General features: G+C 59.2%; 15 protein-coding genes. 8 read left to right on the top strand and 7 right to left on the bottom strand.

Features of this window, described 5'->3' with window-relative positions; all coding sequences use genetic code 11:
* Positions 1-89 precede the first annotated feature (89 nt).
* From cbiD to RDQ42_RS03760, 8 genes are all read left to right on the top strand, one after another.
* Positions 90-1211, top strand: a complete 1122-nt coding sequence (cbiD, locus tag RDQ42_RS03795) for a cobalt-precorrin-5B (C(1))-methyltransferase CbiD (protein WP_231357962.1) — start codon at positions 90-92, stop codon at positions 1209-1211.
* Positions 1212-1230: 19 nt separating this feature from the next.
* Positions 1231-1917 carry a precorrin-2 C(20)-methyltransferase gene (cobI, locus tag RDQ42_RS03790; protein WP_231357961.1) on the top strand — a complete coding sequence of 229 codons (687 nt, stop codon included), beginning with the start codon at positions 1231-1233 and terminating at the stop codon, positions 1915-1917.
* A gap of 5 nt (positions 1918-1922) precedes the next feature.
* Positions 1923-2690, top strand: coding sequence for a precorrin-4 C(11)-methyltransferase (gene cobM / locus RDQ42_RS03785; RefSeq protein ID WP_231357960.1), 768 nt, complete (start codon positions 1923-1925; stop codon positions 2688-2690).
* Positions 2687-3703, top strand: coding sequence for a cobalamin biosynthesis protein (locus tag RDQ42_RS03780; protein ID WP_308588318.1), 1017 nt, complete (start codon positions 2687-2689; stop codon positions 3701-3703). The genes cobM and RDQ42_RS03780 overlap by 4 nt, the downstream gene beginning before the upstream one ends.
* Before the next feature lie 15 nt (positions 3704-3718).
* Positions 3719-4456 carry a precorrin-3B C(17)-methyltransferase gene (gene cobJ, locus RDQ42_RS03775; protein ID WP_054331269.1) on the top strand — a complete coding sequence of 246 codons (738 nt, stop codon included), beginning with the start codon at positions 3719-3721 and terminating at the stop codon, positions 4454-4456.
* 12 nt (positions 4457-4468) lie between these two features.
* The gene (gene cbiE / locus RDQ42_RS03770; RefSeq protein WP_308588316.1) at positions 4469-5689 is read left to right on the top strand and encodes a precorrin-6y C5,15-methyltransferase (decarboxylating) subunit CbiE; all 1221 of its coding nucleotides are present in this window, start codon (positions 4469-4471) and stop codon (positions 5687-5689) included.
* Between the two features lie 55 nt (positions 5690-5744).
* On the top strand, positions 5745-6458 hold the full coding sequence (locus tag RDQ42_RS03765; RefSeq protein ID WP_231357956.1) for a carboxylesterase: 714 nt from the start codon (positions 5745-5747) through the stop codon (positions 6456-6458).
* A gap of 224 nt (positions 6459-6682) precedes the next feature.
* A complete protein-coding gene (locus RDQ42_RS03760) occupies positions 6683-7129 on the top strand; it encodes an Hsp20/alpha crystallin family protein (protein ID WP_054331267.1) in 447 nt (148 codons plus the stop codon).
* A gap of 139 nt (positions 7130-7268) precedes the next feature.
* Here RDQ42_RS03760 and RDQ42_RS03755 read toward each other — a convergent pair whose 3' ends face one another.
* From RDQ42_RS03755 to secA, 7 genes are all read right to left on the bottom strand, one after another.
* The gene (locus RDQ42_RS03755; protein ID WP_054331266.1) at positions 7269-8207 is read right to left on the bottom strand and encodes a thiamine pyrophosphate-dependent enzyme; all 939 of its coding nucleotides are present in this window, start codon (positions 8205-8207) and stop codon (positions 7269-7271) included.
* Between the two features lie 13 nt (positions 8208-8220).
* Positions 8221-9402: a pyruvate ferredoxin oxidoreductase gene (gene porA, locus RDQ42_RS03750; protein ID WP_231357955.1), complete on the bottom strand. Its 1182-nt coding sequence runs from the start codon at positions 9400-9402 to the stop codon at positions 8221-8223.
* Positions 9403-9414: 12 nt separating this feature from the next.
* Entirely contained in the window at positions 9415-9720 is a 306-nt protein-coding gene (locus RDQ42_RS03745) for a 4Fe-4S dicluster domain-containing protein (RefSeq protein WP_231357954.1), read from the bottom strand.
* Positions 9713-10294, bottom strand: coding sequence for a 2-oxoacid:acceptor oxidoreductase family protein (locus RDQ42_RS03740; RefSeq protein WP_054331263.1), 582 nt, complete (start codon positions 10292-10294; stop codon positions 9713-9715). Before RDQ42_RS03740 ends, RDQ42_RS03745 begins: the two co-directional genes overlap by 8 nt.
* Positions 10295-10971: 677 nt before the next feature.
* Positions 10972-11541 carry an XRE family transcriptional regulator gene (locus RDQ42_RS03735; RefSeq protein ID WP_054331262.1) on the bottom strand — a complete coding sequence of 190 codons (570 nt, stop codon included), beginning with the start codon at positions 11539-11541 and terminating at the stop codon, positions 10972-10974.
* Between the two features lie 4 nt (positions 11542-11545).
* Complete coding sequence (locus RDQ42_RS03730) at positions 11546-12724, bottom strand: M20 family metallopeptidase (RefSeq protein WP_054331261.1); 1179 nt, start codon at positions 12722-12724, stop codon at positions 11546-11548.
* A gap of 375 nt (positions 12725-13099) precedes the next feature.
* Complete coding sequence (gene secA / locus RDQ42_RS03725) at positions 13100-15835, bottom strand: preprotein translocase subunit SecA (protein WP_071427537.1); 2736 nt, start codon at positions 15833-15835, stop codon at positions 13100-13102.
* Positions 15836-15922: the final 87 nt, after the last annotated feature.

Genomic DNA, 15922 nt, shown 5'->3' with positions numbered 1-15922 from the left:
CTTTTTTTGGTACAATGGTTCCATAGCAGGACAAAACGGCGCCCAAAGACCGCATGCTGCGGTCTTTTCTTTTAAAAGGGGGGATTTTCTTGGCATTTGAACAATATTTGCAGCGGGGCCGCCAAAAACTGCGCTGTGGATACACCACCGGCGCTTGCGCCGCCTTAGCGGCAAAGGCCGCCGCCAAAATGCTGCTGACCCAGCAGATGGCGCAGGAGGAAACCCTTGTGTTACCCAAGGGTTTGGCCGTCACCGTGCCCATAGAAGAAGCAGCCTTTTCCCCCTCTTTCGCCTCCTGTGCCGTCCGCAAGGACGGGGGGGACGACTGCGACGCCACCCATGGCCTTCTCATCTATGCCAGAGTCTCCCCCTGTGCCCACCCCGGTGTGGAAATCGACGGAGGCCAAGGGGTGGGCCGGGTCACCCGCCCCGGCCTGGATCAACCGGTGGGGGCTGCGGCCATCAACTCCACCCCCCGGCGGATGATCCGGGAGGAGGTGGAGGCAGTCTGCCGCAGTTTGGACTACCAAGGCGGCCTCTCGGTGGTGATCAGCACTCCAGGCGGGGAAGCGGTCGCCCAGAAGACCTTTAACCCGGTGCTGGGCATTGAAGGGGGGATCTCCATCTTGGGCACCAGCGGCGTAGTGGAACCCCAAAGCCTCCAAGCCCTCTTAGACACCATTCAAGTGGAGCTAAAGATGCATGCCGCCGCCGGCTGCAAAGAGGTCATCTTCACCCCTGGCAACTACGGGGAGGACTTTTTGAAGGCCCATCCCCCGGTCCGGGAAATCCCGGTGGTAAAAATCTCCAACTTTGTGGGGGATTCCCTGGATTTTGCGGTGGAGATGGGTTTCACCCAGGTGTACCTGGTGGGCCACCTGGGCAAATTTGTCAAGCTGGCCGCCGGGGTGATGAACACCCATTCCCGTTATGCCGACGGCCGGCGGGAGGTCTTTGCCGCCCATGCGGGGATGGCTGGGGCCAACCAGAACTGCATCTGCCAGCTGATGGAAGCCCCCACCGCCGACCAGTGCCTCGCCATTTTGGAAGACGCCGGCCTTCGGGAGCCGGTTCTCGATTCCATTTTCAAACAGATTCTCTACCACACCCGCCGCCGGGCCGATGGGATCCAGGTGGAGGCGGTGGTTTTCAGCAACCAATCCGGCGCACTCGCCTACAGCGAGGAGGCGGGCCGGTTATTTCGTTTGTAACAAAGGAGGGCATCCGCCCATGAACAAAGGCGTTTTCTGGGGGGTCAGCGTTGGCCCCGGCGACCCTGAACTCCTCACCCTGGCCGCCCAAAAGGCCATCCTCCGCTGCCCGGTGCTGGCGGTGCCCCGCACCAAAGGGGAACACATGCTAGCTCTTTCCATCGCCCAGGGGGCGGCGGACCTCTCAGACAAGGAAATCCTCCCCTTGGATTTTTTGATGACCACCGACCCCAAAGCCCTCACAGAAAATCACCGGCATCTGGCGGGGCTGGTCGCCCAAAAGCTGGACCAGGGTCTGGATGTGGCCATGCTCAACCTGGGGGATGCCTCCATCTACGCCACCTTTTCCTACCTGATGGAGCTTCTGGCTGGGGACTATGCGGTGAAGGTCATCCCTGGGGTGCCCAGCTTCTGCGCAGCTGCAGCCGCCGCCAGGTTCCCCCTCACCACCATGAACCAGCCTCTGCACATCCTCCCCGCCGGCAAGGAAGGGATGGAGGAACAGCTGACCCAGCCGGGCCGGTTTGTGCTGATGAAAAGCGGCCGGCAGCTCCCCCGGGTCCAGGAGGCCCTGCGCCAGGCCGGGCTCTATGAAAAATCGGTGCTGGTGGCCGATTGCGGCCTCCCCGGCCAGGCCATTTACGAAAATTTGGACGACATCCGGGAAAACCCTGGGTATTTTACCACCATCTTGGTAAAGGAGTGACAGCGATGGTCCATTTTGTAGGGGCGGGCAGCGGCGCCGCCGACTTGATCACCCTGCGGGGGGCGAGGCTTTTGGGCGAGGCCGATGTGGTTGTCTACGCCGGGAGCCTAATCAACCCAGAACTTCTGGAGCTGACCCGGCCGGGGTGCTCCCTGTACAACAGCGCCAAAATGACTTTGGAGGAGGTCCTTTCGGTCCTTCAACAAGCGGAAAGGGAGGGCAAAACCGCCGTCCGCCTTCACACCGGAGATCCCTGCCTCTATGGGGCCATCCGGGAACAGATGGACGCCTTGGATGCCCTTGGCATCCCCTGGGCAGTCTGCCCGGGGGTTTCCAGCTTCTGCGGGGCGGCGGCAGCCTTGGGGGCAGAGTACACCCTCCCCGGTGTGAGCCAGAGCGTCATCATCACCCGGATGGCGGGGCGCACCCCAGTGCCGGAGCGGGAATCCATCGCCGCCCTGGCAGCCCACGGCAGCACCATGGTGGTGTTTTTGAGCGCCGGCCTACTGGAGGGGCTCCAGGCCCAGCTGATGGAGGGGGGCTATGCCCCTGACACCCCGGCGGCCATCATCTATAAGGCCACCTGGCCGGAGGAAAAAGTCCTGCGCTGCCAGGTCTCCAGCTTGGCAAAAACCGCTCAGGAAAACGGCGTCGACCGGACTGCCCTCATCCTGGTGGGCCGTTTTTTGGAGGGAAGTTACGACCGCTCCCGGCTCTATGACCCCACCTTCACCACCGGCTACCGCCAAGGAAAGGACGGGGCAGAGGCATGAAGCTGGCCATCCTCTCCTTCACCGCAACTGGCAAGCAGCTGGGGGAGCGGCTTTGCCGCCTTCTCACCGCCCAAGGCCACCAGGTGGCCGCCAGTTCCACCAAGGCGGGGGCCGACCTCCACTCTTGGACGGCAGCCTGGTTTACCGATGCCGACGGTCTCATCTACATCGGGGCGGCGGCCATCGCGGTTCGGGCCATCGCCCCCCATCTAAAGAGCAAAACCACCGACCCCGCCGTCCTCTGTGTAGATGAGCTGGGGCGGTTTGTCATTCCCCTCCTGTCCGGCCACATTGGCGGGGCCAACAGCCTGGCCCGCCAGATCGGGGCCCTTTTGGGGGCCACGGCGGTGATCACCACCGCCACCGACCTCCACGGCCTGTTTGCCGTGGATACCTGGGCCAAATCCCAGGGGCTGGCTCTGCGCAATGCCGAGGCCATCAAACGGGTCTCCGGCAAGCTACTGGATGGGGAAACCATCCGGGTATTCAGTGAATTCCCGGTGGCCGGAGCCCTGCCTGCTGGGCTCCTCCTGGTTGGGGAGGAAGAACCGTGTGACCTCTATCTGGGCATCCATCCCTGCCCTTGCCCGGAGGCCCTCCAGCTCATCCCCCCCATTGTGTGCGCCGGGATAGGCTGCCGCCGGGGCATTGCCCAGGAAATCTTGGAACGATCTCTGCGGTCTGCCTTCCAGGCGGCAAACCTCTGCCCCCAAGCGCTGGGGAAGATCGCCTCCATCGACCGAAAAGCCGGGGAGCCGGGCCTTCTCGCCCTTTGCCATAAACTGGGCCTCCCCTTTCTCACCTATACCGCCGGGGAACTTATGGGAACCCCTGGCAGCTTCACCCCTTCCCCCTTTGTGGAGGCCACAGTGGGGGTGGACAACGTCTGCGAGCGCAGCGCTGTCCAGGGAAGCGGCGGGCGGCTCCTCCTCCCCAAACAGGTAGGGGACGGCGTCACCGTGGCGCTGGCCGCAGCTCCCTATCAAGTGGATTTTTCGACAACTAACACCTAAAGGAGGTTGATCCCCATGAAACAGCTGACCGTAGTTGGCCTCGGCCCGGGCGGCCCCCAGGGACTGACCGCCCAGGCACAGGAAGCCCTGGGGGAAGCGGATCTGATCTGCGGCTACACCGGCTACATCGATCTGATCCGGGAGTATTATCCAGATAAGGAGCTGCTTTCTACCCCCATGACCCAGGAGATCGCCCGGTGTCGGGCTGCTTTGGAGGCCGCCGGCCAAGGCCGCCGGGTGGCCATGGTATGCAGCGGGGATCCTGGCGTCTACGGGATGGCTAGCCCCATCCTGGAACTGGCGGAGGAATTCCCCCAGGTGGAAGTGGAAATCCTCCCCGGAGTGACCGCCGCCACCAGCGGGGCCGCCTTGCTGGGCGCACCCTTGACCCACGATTTTGCGGTGATCTCCCTCAGCGACCGGCTCACCCCCTGGGAACTGATCTTAAAACGGCTGCGGCTGGCTGCCCAGGGGGATTTTGTCCTCTGCTTATACAACCCGGTGAGCAAGTCCCGCCCTGACCATTTGAAAATCGCCTGCGACGCCCTGCTGGAGGTCCTCCCCGGCGACCGGCTCTGCGGCTGGGCCCGGAACATCGGCCGGGCAGGGGAGGAATCGGCCATCCTCACCCTTGGGGAGCTGCGGGAGACGGACAACCTGGACATGTTCACCACCGTGTTCATCGGCAACAGCTCCACCCGCCGGGTGGGGGATCGGCTGGTCACCCCCCGTGGCTACGGGATGAACCAGTAAGGGGGGAACTTTATGAAAGTAACACTGTTGGGCGTCGGCATGGGGAATGGCTCCCTGACCACCAAAGCCCAAGCCGCCCTGGGGGAAGCGGATGTCCTTCTGGGGGCCAGGCGAGTGCTGGATAGCATCCCCGGCTTCTGCGGGGAGCGGGTCGCTACCTATGCCCCAGGGGAGATTCTCTCCTTCCTCCAAAGCCACCCCGGATGCCGCCGGGCAGTGGTGGCCTACAGCGGCGACACCGGCTTTTACAGCGGTGCGCGGCAGCTCCTCCCCTTGTTGGAGGAGCACGGCATCCCAGTAGAGGTGCTTCCCGGCATCTCCACGGTGCAGGCCCTCGCGGCCCGGCTGGGGATTCCCTGGCAGGAATTTTGCCTGGTCAGCGCCCATGGGGTGGATACAGACGTCCTCGCCCCGCTGCTCAACCATCCATCGGTTTTTTACCTCACTGGGGGGAAGTGGACCCCCGGCGCCATCTGCGGGGAGTTCTGCCGGGCGGGCCTGGGGGACACCCTAGTGACGGTGGCATCCAACCTCTCTTACCCGGAAGAAGAAGTGGTCACCGCCACAGCCAAAGAGATCGCCCATCGGCCGTTCCCCTCTTTAAGCGCCCTCCTCGCCCGGCGGCAAAAACCGTCCTTCCGGCGGGAATTTGGCTCTTTTGGCATCCCCGACAGCGCCTTTCTGCGGGGAGAAGTCCCCATGACCAAGGCGGAGGTGCGGGCGGTTATCCTCTCCAAGCTGCGCCTTTCCCCCCACAGCGTCGCCTACGACGTGGGGGCGGGCACCGGGTCGGTTTCGGTAGAAATGTCCCTTGCCGCCCACTGGGGCAGGATCTACGCTATAGAGGAAAATCCCGCCGCCCTGGAGCTGATCGCCGCCAACCGGGAGCGCTTCGGCGCTTACAACATGGAGGTGGTTCCTGGCCGGGCGCCGGGTTCTTTGAAACCCCTCCCCCCGCCTGACGCGGTGTTTGTAGGCGGCTCCAAAGGGGAGCTGCAAGGGATTCTGGAGGCTGTGCTTGAAAAAAACCCCCGGTGCCGGGTGGCAATCAGCGCTGTGACTCTGGAGACCCTCGCCCAGGGAACAACCCTCCTCACCCGGCTGGGCTTATCCGGCGCAGAGTGGGTCCAAATCGGGGTGAGCCGGGCCAAACTCCTGGGCAGCAGCCATCTTTTGATGGCGCAGAACCCCATTTTCCTGCTGGCAGCAGGTGGGGAGGAACCCTCTTGGTAATTCCACCTGGCGGGGGAATCCCTGCCTTTCTTTGTCCTCGAAAGGAGGATATTTTATGGACACAACCCCTATTTTTATCGGGGAAATCCCCGCCCTCCTGTGGGGTGCCCCCTCCAGCCAGCTGATTGTGGCGGTCCACGGCAGCGGCTCCCACAAAGGGGATGAGGTCATCGCCCTGCTGGCCCGGGAGGCAGTGCCCAAAGGCTACCGGGTCCTCAGTTTCGACCTCCCGGAGCATGGGGACCGCCAAGGCCATCCCGCCCTGTGTAAGGCGCAGACCTGTGTCCCGGAACTGGTTCAGGTCATGGCCTACGCCCAAACCCTGGCCTCCCACATCCGGCTATTCGGGTGCAGCTTAGGAGCATATTTCGGCCTCCTCGCCTGCCGGGGATTCCCCTTGGAGCAGGCCCTGTTCCTTTCCCCAGTGGTGGATATGGAGCGGCTCATCGGGAATATGATGGGCTGGTTCCAGGTCACCCCCCAGCAGCTGGAAGCAGAGGGGGAAATTCCCACCCCCATGGGTCAAACCCTGTATTGGGACTATTACCGTTATGTAAAGGGCCATCCCATCGACCAGTGGGATGCCCCGACTGCCATCCTGTGCAGCTCCCAGGATACCCTAAGCGAGCCGGAGGTGGTGCATGCCTTTGCCCGGCGGTTCTCCTGCGATTTGCAGGTTCTGGAAGGCGGGGAGCACTTTTTCCACACCCCCCAGCAGCTGGCCGTCTATCGGGATTGGCTGTCACGTCATATAGAGCCAGTAGTCTAAAAGGCAAAAGGGCACCCGTTTCTACGGGTGCCCTTTTGCTGCGCCTAGGCCCTCTTGTCTCTTATTGCATGAAATGAAAACAATTTTTGAGGAAAATGTTAATTTTAGCACTCTAGTGTTGACAGTGCTAAATCCCAGTGGTATTCTAAAGGCGTACCAAGGAAAGGGGCCCAGAAAGGTCCCCCCTGGCAGGCAATATCCATCGTGAATAGGAGGAATGAAGTATGTTGCCTAGCATCTTTGGAGAAAACTTGTTTGATGATTGGTTTGAATCCCCCATTGAAAAAACCTTTTTTGGGGAACGCAACCCTCTGTATGGCAAACACGCCAAGAACTTGATGAAAACCGATGTACGGGAGACCGATTCCAGCTATGAGCTGGCCATCGACCTGCCTGGTTTTAAGAAAGAGGACATTCAGGCCCAGCTGAAAAATGGTTACCTAACCATCAGCGCATCCAAGGGTCTTGATAAAGATGAGACCGACAAAGAAGGCCGTTACATCCGTCAAGAGCGTTACACCGGCCAGTGCTGCCGCACCTTCTATGTGGGGGACGGCATCTCCCAAGAAGAGATCCGCGCCAAATTTGAGGACGGCATCTTGAAGCTGTCTGTCCCCAAGAAACAGCCCAAGGCCATCGAATCCAGCCAGTACATTTCCATCGAAGGCTAACAAGAAAGAGCCCGGCAATTGTTGCCGGGCTCTTTCTATCCCCCCAATCAGCGTTTCCCCATAATAGAACAAAAGGGCCAGGCAAAAGCCTGGCCCTTTTTCTCCATTGGGAAACGGTTGGGTAGTATCCTATTTGCAGTTACAGCTCTTCGCCACATTTTTTCAGCAGCTGGGCCCACTTCTCGTCAACATCCTTCTGGATCTCGGCGATCAGAGCTTCGTTGCCGGGTTTGAACAGGTGTCTGAACCGGCCCTGGAGCTTCAGGAACTCCTCAATGGGCAGCTTGTTCTTGGGACGGTAGGACAGCTTCCAAACGCCGTTCTCCACCTCAAACAGAGGCCAGAAGCAGGTCTCTACAGCCATCTTGCAGACGGTCATCATGTCCTCAGAGGGGTATCTCCAACCTCTGGGGCAGGGAGCCATGACGTTCAGGAAAGCCGCACCAGGGGTGTGGATGGCCTTGTAAGCCTTCTCATGCAGGTCTTTGAAGTTGCCGATAAAGGTGGTCTGGGCCACATAGGGGATGTCGTGGGCGGCGATCACCGCAGCCAGGTCTTTGCGGGACTGGGCCTTACCAGGGCTGCATTTGCCCACGGCAGAAGTGGTGGTCTCGGCATATTTGGGGGTGGAGGAGGCTCTCTGGATACCGGTGTTCATGTATGCTTCGTTGTCGTAGCAGACATACACCATATCGTGGCCGCGCTCCATGGCGCCGGACAGGGACTGGAAGCCGATGTCGTAGGTGCCGCCGTCACCGCCGAAGGCGATGAATTTATATTTCTCGTTCAGCTTGCCTCTCTGGGTCAGCGCGCGGTAGGCGGATTCCACACCGCTGCAGGTGGCGCCGGAGTTCTCAAACGCCGCGTGGATAAAGGAATCGTTCCAAGAGGTATAGGGATACATGCAGGTGGATACCTCCAGGCATCCGGTGGCGCTGGTGATAACCGCTTTTTCATCGGCGTCCAGCGCACGAAGCACACCTCTTACGGCGATACCGGCGCCACAGCCGGCACACAATCTGTGGCCGCCCGACAGACGCTCGGGTTTGCTCATCTCTTCTTTAAAGTTGTAAGCCATGCCTGTCGCCTCCTTATTCTCTTACTCCCAGGTACTGGTAACCTGTGGGGATTGCATCGGTTTTGACAACCTCTTCCAGCTTGCCGAAGGCGCACTTGATGTCGTCCACCTTCACGTCGCGGCCGCCCAGGCCGTAGACAAAGTTGATGGCCTTCACATTGTTGCAGACGCCGAACATAGAAGCGCGGACGTCAGCGCCCAAGGGGCCGCCGATGTCGGAGAAGCTCTCCGCCTTGTCCATGATAGCCACAGCCTTGACGTTCTTCAGGGCGGCGGCGATCTCCTCGCCGGGGAAGGGGCGGTACACGCGGACTTTGATCAGGCCGGCTTTGACGCCCTGGGCTCTGAGCTCATCCACAGCGTCCTTAGCAGTGCCGGCAGAGGAGCCGATGATGACCATGGCATACTCGGCATCTTCCATCTTGTACTCCTCGATGAAGCCGTATTTGCGGCCGGTCAGCTCCTCGTATTCCTTGGCGACGTCCAGGATGACCTTCTTGGCGTTGTGCATGGCGACAGCCTGCTGTTTTTTATGCTCCATGTAGTAATGGACGGTGTCGTAGGGGCCGACAGACAGGGCCTCGGCGGGGTTCAGGAGGCATTTCTCCGGCTTGTACTCGCCGACAAACGCCTTGACCTTCTCATCCTCCAACAGGGTGATGTTGTCCACAGCGTGGCTGGTGATAAAGCCGTCCTGGCAGGCCATAACCGGCAGCAGAACGTCTTTGTGCTCACCGATGCGGAAGCTCATGATGTAGTTGTCGTAGGCCTCCTGGGCGTTCTCAGCATAGATCTGGATCCAGCCGGCATCCCGGGCGCCCATGGAGTCGGAATGGTCGTTGTTGATGTTGATGGGGCCGGACAGGGCGCGGTTGATGCAAGCCAGCACGATGGGCAGGCGGCAGGAAGCGGCCACATACAGCATCTCCCACATCAGGGCCAAACCACAGGAAGAGGTGGCGGTGATGGTTCTGGCGCCGGCGGCCTCGGAGCCGATGGAAGCGGACATTGCGCTGTGCTCCGACTCAACGGGGACAAAGATGGTGTCGATCTGGCCGTTGGCGACATACTGGGAGATAAACTGTGGAATCTCGGTGGAAGGGGTGATGGGGAATGCGGGCATAACATCGGGGTTTACCTGCCGGATGGCATAGGAGACCGCCTCGTTGCCCGATAATCTCTCTCTGATTGCCATGTTCTCTCCTCCTTAGTCTTTGTTAAAGGTAATTGCCTTGAAGGGGCAGACTTTGAAGCAGATGCCGCAGCCTTTGCAGTGGTCATAATCAAAGTCCCCTCTCTTGCCGTCTACCACCGGGATAGCGCTGTCGGGGCAGACCGGTACGCACAAGAGGCACTGTTTGCAGTTTTCAGGAACGAACACGGGGGTAGCGGTTCTCCACTCGCCGGTGTTGAAGAAGCGGGAGTTGCCGGAACCGTAGATGTCACCACCGGGGGTGAGCTCGGCGTAGGCGCTCTTTTCGTGGATATCTTTCATCAAATTTTCTTTAGCCATTGCACTGAACCTCCTTCAGGGAGACTTCGAGGGCCTTCATATTGCCCGCGATGACTTCGGGTTTGGAAGCGAATTTGTGTTTGAAGGAAGCTTCCATGTTCTCCAGGAACAGCTTCTCATCCATGAAGCCGCTCGCTTTCACCGCAGCAGCCAGCATGGGGGTGTTGGGCATGTTTCTGCCGATGCACTCGATGGAGATCTTCTTGGCGTCGATGGTATACACCTTGCCGGTGTAGCCCTTCAGCTTGGCGCGCAGCTCGGCGGGGTCTTTGGCGGAGTTGATGACGATACCGCCCTCCGGTTTCAGGCCAGCGGTGACGTCGACAGAGTCCAGCAGGGTCTCATCCACAACCACCACGTAGTCGGGCTCGTAAATGTTGGAGTGTACGCGGATGGGCTCATTGGAGAGGCGGTTGTAGGCGGTGATGGGCGCGCCCATTCTCTCCGGGCCGTACTCTGGGAAGCCCTGGATGTAAAGACCGGTGCTGAAAGCAACGTCTGCCAGCAGGAGAGACGCGGTCTTAGCGCCCTGTCCGCCTCTGCCATGCCAACGAATTTCTGTTAGCTTTTTCATCATGTTTCCCCTTTCCATGAATGGTTTTTAGCCTATTAAATTCAATGAAATTTAATAATTTAATTCTATTCTACACGATATTTTTGACTTGTCAAGGGCGCAAGGGGAATCTATCCCCCGGCCCTTCCATTCGTTGTCAAATTCGACTGTTTTCTTCCAATTTCAGCGATATTCCCTGTTTAAACCGACGGTTCCTTTTTCTCTACTACTTCCCCTCCGCCCTGCATAGCTGGATGGTTTTGGCAGTTTTTTGCCCTTGAACGAGATTCTCTCTTTTTCGACAGGGGATTCTGCTGCATTTTCCCGGCCTCTGTCCATACTCCGCTGACAGAATGCACCAACTTTGTATGTTTTCTGGGAACAAACCGACTGCACCCATTCTTACGTTTTTACGTTCAAATTAAATCACATTAAATCTATGTTGGTTTCGTCAAATTTGGTGTTTTCCTTCTGTGCAATCTGCCTTCCAGGAAAAGGGAAAGCCCGATGTCCCAATGTGTGCCCTGGCGGATGGCTCCATTTCCCTCTCTCTGTCGGCAACTCCCCTAAGGGGCCGGGTAGTTCCCTCAACAAAACCAGAGCTGTCCAGACCTAAACCGCGGGAAAGCCCCCTTTCCAATACGCAAAAAGCTCCCCCACCGCCGCCAAGGCTAAGTAGGGGGGCTTTTTCTCGTTGTCTACAGCAAGGGGGCCGCTGTGGCGATGACCACCCGGGCCTCCTCCTTCCCCCGGTTCAGCCACCCGTGGCGGCTGCGGGGAGGGATGCGGGCACTGTCCCCCGGCAGGAGATGGTACTCCTGGTCGTCCATAAACAGGGTGACCTCCCCGGCCTGTACCAGGCAGACCTTCTCGCTCTCACTGACCATGGAGCGGTCGGTGGAGCCGTGGAAAGGGGATAGGTACATTTCATAAAAGGAGAGTTCCCCCGAGGCATCGGGGGTCAGCAGACGGTACGACCCTTCGGTGATCTGGGGGGTGACGACAGTCTTCCGGTCCTGGGGGCGGACCACCACTTCCTCTTTGTGGCTCTCCCCCATAAAAAAGTAATAGAGGGGGGTCTCCAGCGCGGCGGAGAGGGCTTTTAACGTGTTGATGGAGGGGTTGGCTAGGTTGCGCTCCATCTGGCTGAGCATTGAGGGGGAAATCCCCACCAGCCGGGAGAGCTCCTTGATGTTGAGCCCCTTCTGCTGCCGGTATGCCTGGATCTTCTCCCCGATGTTGACGGCGTCCAATTCCCGTTTTTCCATTGGCCTACTGGATGTCGTCTTTCAGGTTGATGACAAACGCCGCTGCCAGTTTGGCCCTGGTAAAGAGGGACTCCACCTCGGCATACTCATTGGGGGCGTGGTTCCAGGAACCCTTGGTGCCCAGGGCGTCCACCACCGGGATCCCCTTGGAAGCGACAATGCAGGAATCGGACCAGCCTCCCACCTTGTGGGCGGAGAGCTGGCCGGGATAGCCGATCTCCTCGGCAGTGGCCTTTAAAACCTCCAGCAGTTTCATATTGCCTTCGCTGCAGGGCATGGGAGTGGCGGCCCTTTCCCAGGTGAGGGTAGTTTTGGTGCCGTCCACAAAAGTTTTGGCGCAGATGGCCTCCACCTTAGGCCGCAGCTCCTCTAGGGCATCCATGGTGACATATCGCACATCGACCTTTACCGTGCAGCAATTGGGAACGGCATTGACCACGGTGCCGCCGGTGATGAGGCCCACATTGACGGTGGTACCCTTCTCAAAATCATTGAGGGCCTGGAGCTCGATGATCTTGTGGGCCATTTCCAGGATGGCGCTGCGGCCTTTTTCCGGGGAGTTGCCCGCATGGGCGGCCACCCCCTCCACCTCTACGGTGAAGTTGGCCGAGCCTTTGCGCTCCACCACGATGCCGTCGTGGGGATAGCCGGTCTCAAAATTGAGGGCGGCCATCGCCCCTTCGCACTCGTCCAGGTGAAGCTGGGTGCCGGTGGAGTTGACATGGCCGGGCTCCTCGTCGCCGGTGTAGAGGAACTTGATGGGCCGCTGGTCATAGCCTGCTTCTTTCAGTGCCTTCATGGCGTAGAGGCCAATAATCAGGCCGGACTTCATATCCAGCACGCCGGGGCCGTAAGCCATGCCGTCCTTGATGGTAAAGGGGCGTTCTTTGGTGACACCGTCCTCATTGAATACCGTGTCCATATGGCCCAGGAACAGAAGGGGTTTCTCCGGCCGGCCCTCTCCCCACAATCCGATCAAGGAGTTCCCAGCCTTTTCCATCTCCTCCACCCGGGTCTTGACCCCGGCCTTTTCCATCTCCTCTTTCAGGCGGGCGCAGACTTTATCCACCCCGGCCTTCTGCTGACTGCCGCTTTCAATCATCACCAGTTCTTCCCACAAATCCAGCATTTCCTGCCGGTGGGCGTCGATGTACGCGGCGGTTTTCTCCATCATTTTATCCATAATTGTCCTCCTCATCGTCTGGGATTTCATGTACATCCTCCATTCTACACGCAGAAGGCCGATTTTTCAACCTTCCCTCCTTTTCTTTGGGGAAAAGAAAAGGAGGACAAAAGAAACCGCGCACCCGCTTTGGGATCAGGTTTCTCCGAAATCCAGGCAGGGTTTCACCCCTCCCCTCTCTCGGGACAAGAAAGGGGGGACATAAAAACCGCGCACCCCTTTGGGGCCAGGTTTCCCTGAAATCCAGGCAGGGTTTCACCCCTCCCCTCTCTCAAGATAAGGAAAGGGGGCAAAAGAAACCCATACCTCCACCATGAAAAAAAGCGGAGCTGCATAAAACAGCTCCGCTTTTCTCACACCTGTGTTAGGCTGGGATTACTCATCCTTGCCGCAGCATTTTTTGTATTTCTTACCGCTGCCGCAGGGGCAGGGATCGTTGCGCCCCACCTTGTGGCCCTTCTTGGCCGGGGTGGATTTCACCGTGCCATCCCCTTGGTTGGTGGTCAAGGGTTTTGCCACCTGTTCCCGTTTTGGGGGCTCGCTGGTGCGGATTTGTACGGTGAGCAGCATCTTGACAGTATCTTCCCGGATGGAGGCGATCAGCTCGTCGAACATCTCAAAGCCCTCAATGCGGTACTCCACAACCGGGTCCTTCTGGCCGTAGGAGCGCAGGTAGATGCCCTTCTTCAGCTCATCCATGGCGTCAATGTGATCCATCCACTTGGAGTCCACGTTTTTCAAGAGGATGATCCGCTCCAGCTCCCGCATGATATTGCTGGAGAACTTCTCCTCCCGGCTGGCATAGAGCTCATGGGCTTTTTCGGTCAGCTGCTGGGTGATCTCCTCCCGGCTGGTCTTCTGGAGGGCCTCGTCGTCAAACCGCAGGTCGTCCTCGGTGGTGATCCAGCCGCGGAAGTATTCCCGCAGGCCGGAGAGGTTCCAATCCTTGTGTTCCACCCCTTCGGGCAGGTACCGTGCCACCCCTTCGCTGACCACGTCGTCCACCATTTTGGAGATAATCTCTCCCAAGTCTTCGCCGTCCAGCACCTTTTCCCGCTGGCCGTAGATAATCTCCCGCTGGCGGTTCATGACGTCGTCGAACTGGAGCACATTTTTGCGGATGGCGAAGTTGCGGCCTTCCACCTTGCTCTGGGCGCTTTCGATGGTGCCGGAGAGGAGTTTGGCCTCGATGGGCATGTCGTCCTCAATCTTCAGGGTGTCCATCAGGTTCTGGATCCGGTCGCCGCCGAAGAGGCGCATCAGGTCGTCTTCCAGGGAGAGGAAGAACCGGGTCTTGCCCGGGTCGCCCTGCCGGCCGGAACGGCCCCGCAGCTGGTTGTCGATCCGGCGGGATTCGTGGCGCTCGGTGCCGATGATGAACAGTCCGCCCGCATCCCGGACCTTTTCGGCCTCGCCTTTGATCTCCTCTTTGTGTTTGGCCAACAGTTCCCGGAATTTCTCCCGGGCGGCGAGGATCTCCTCGTCGTCGGTGTTGGAGTAGCCCTCCGCCTCAGCGATCAATTCATCGCTGTAATCCAGTTTGCGCAGGTCTGCTTTGGCCAAGTACTCGGCGTTACCGCCCAACATGATGTCGGTGCCGCGGCCGGCCATGTTGGTGGCGATGGTCACCGCGCCGAATTTACCGGCCTGGGCGACAATCTCCGCCTCTTTTTCATGGTACTTGGCGTTGAGCACCTCGTGCTTGATGCCCCGGCGGCGCAGCATGGAGGACAGGTGCTCGGATTTTTCAATGGATACGGTGCCCACCAGCACTGGCTGGCCGATGTTGTGGCACTCGATGATCTGCTCGATGACCGCGTTGAACTTGCCATCCTCAGTCTTGTAGATCACGTCCTCCATGTCGATCCGCTGGATGGGGCGGTTGGTGGGGATCTCAATGACGTCCAGCTTATAGATCTCCCGGAACTCGTTCTCCTCGGTGAGGGCGGTACCGGTCATGCCGGCCAGCTTCTTGTACATGCGGAAATAGTTCTGGAAGGTGATGGTAGCCAGGGTTTTGGACTCCCGGGCCACGGTGACCCCTTCCTTGGCCTCGATGGCTTGGTGCAGGCCCTCATTGTACCGGCGGCCGATCATCAAGCGGCCGGTGAACTCGTCCACAATGATGACCTCGCCGTCCTTGACCACATAGTCGATGTCCCGCTTCATAATGCCGTGGGCCCGGATGGCCTGGTTGATGTGGTGGGAGATGGTCATGTTCTCCGGGTCGGTCAGGTTTTCCAGGTTGAAGTATTTTTCAGCCTTGCGCACGCCCTCGGGGGTGAGGGTGCAGGTGCGGGCCTTTTCATCCACAATATAGTCGCCTTCGATGTCGTCGTTGTCCTGTTTGTCGTCCAGCTCCTTGACCTTGGTCATGGTCAGGGTGCGGGCAAACTTGTCGGCGATCTCGTACAGGTCGGTAGATTTATCCCCCTGGCCGGAGATGATCAAGGGGGTTCTGGCCTCGTCGATGAGGATGGAGTCCACCTCGTCCACAATGGCGTAGGCATGGCCCCGCTGGACCTGGTTCTCCTTGTAGGTGACCATGTTGTCCCGCAGGTAGTCAAACCCGAACTCGTTGTTGGTGCCGTAGATGATATCACAGGCATAGGCCTTTTTCTTGGCGGCGTTGTCCATGCCGCTGATGATCAGGCCCACCGAAAGCCCCAGGTAGTTGTACAGCTTGCCCATCCATTCGCTGTCCCGCTTGGCCAGGTAGTCGTTGACGGTGACAATGTGGACGCCCTTGCCGGAAAGGCCGTTCAGGTAGGCGGGCAGGGTGGCCACCAAGGTCTTGCCTTCACCGGTCTTCATCTCGGCGATGCGCCCCTGGTGGAGCACGATGCCGCCGATGATCTGCACCGGGTAGTGTTTCATCCCCAGCACCCGCTGGGCCGCTTCCCGGCAGACGGCGAAAGCGTCGGGCAGAATGTCGTCCAGCGTTTCACCGGCAGCCAGCCGGTCTTTCAGTTTAGGGGTCATGGCCCGCAAGTCCGCATCGCTCATGGCGGCGTAGGTCTCGTCTAGAGCCAGCACCTTGTCCCGGATGGGATATATATGTTTCAGCTCTCGCTGTGAGTAGGTACCAAACAGCTTATCAAAAAGCCCCATTCATTTCACCTCTGTATGTTATTTGCAGGACTATCATTGCATATGAAAACCCATTTTAGATTAACATTAACATTTTACCCTTCGTCT

Source organism: uncultured Merdimmobilis sp. (assembly GCF_902471145.1).
Lineage (GTDB): Bacteria > Bacillota > Clostridia > Oscillospirales > Ruminococcaceae > Merdimmobilis > Merdimmobilis hominis.
This window is presented reverse-complemented; position numbering and strand designations above follow the sequence as displayed.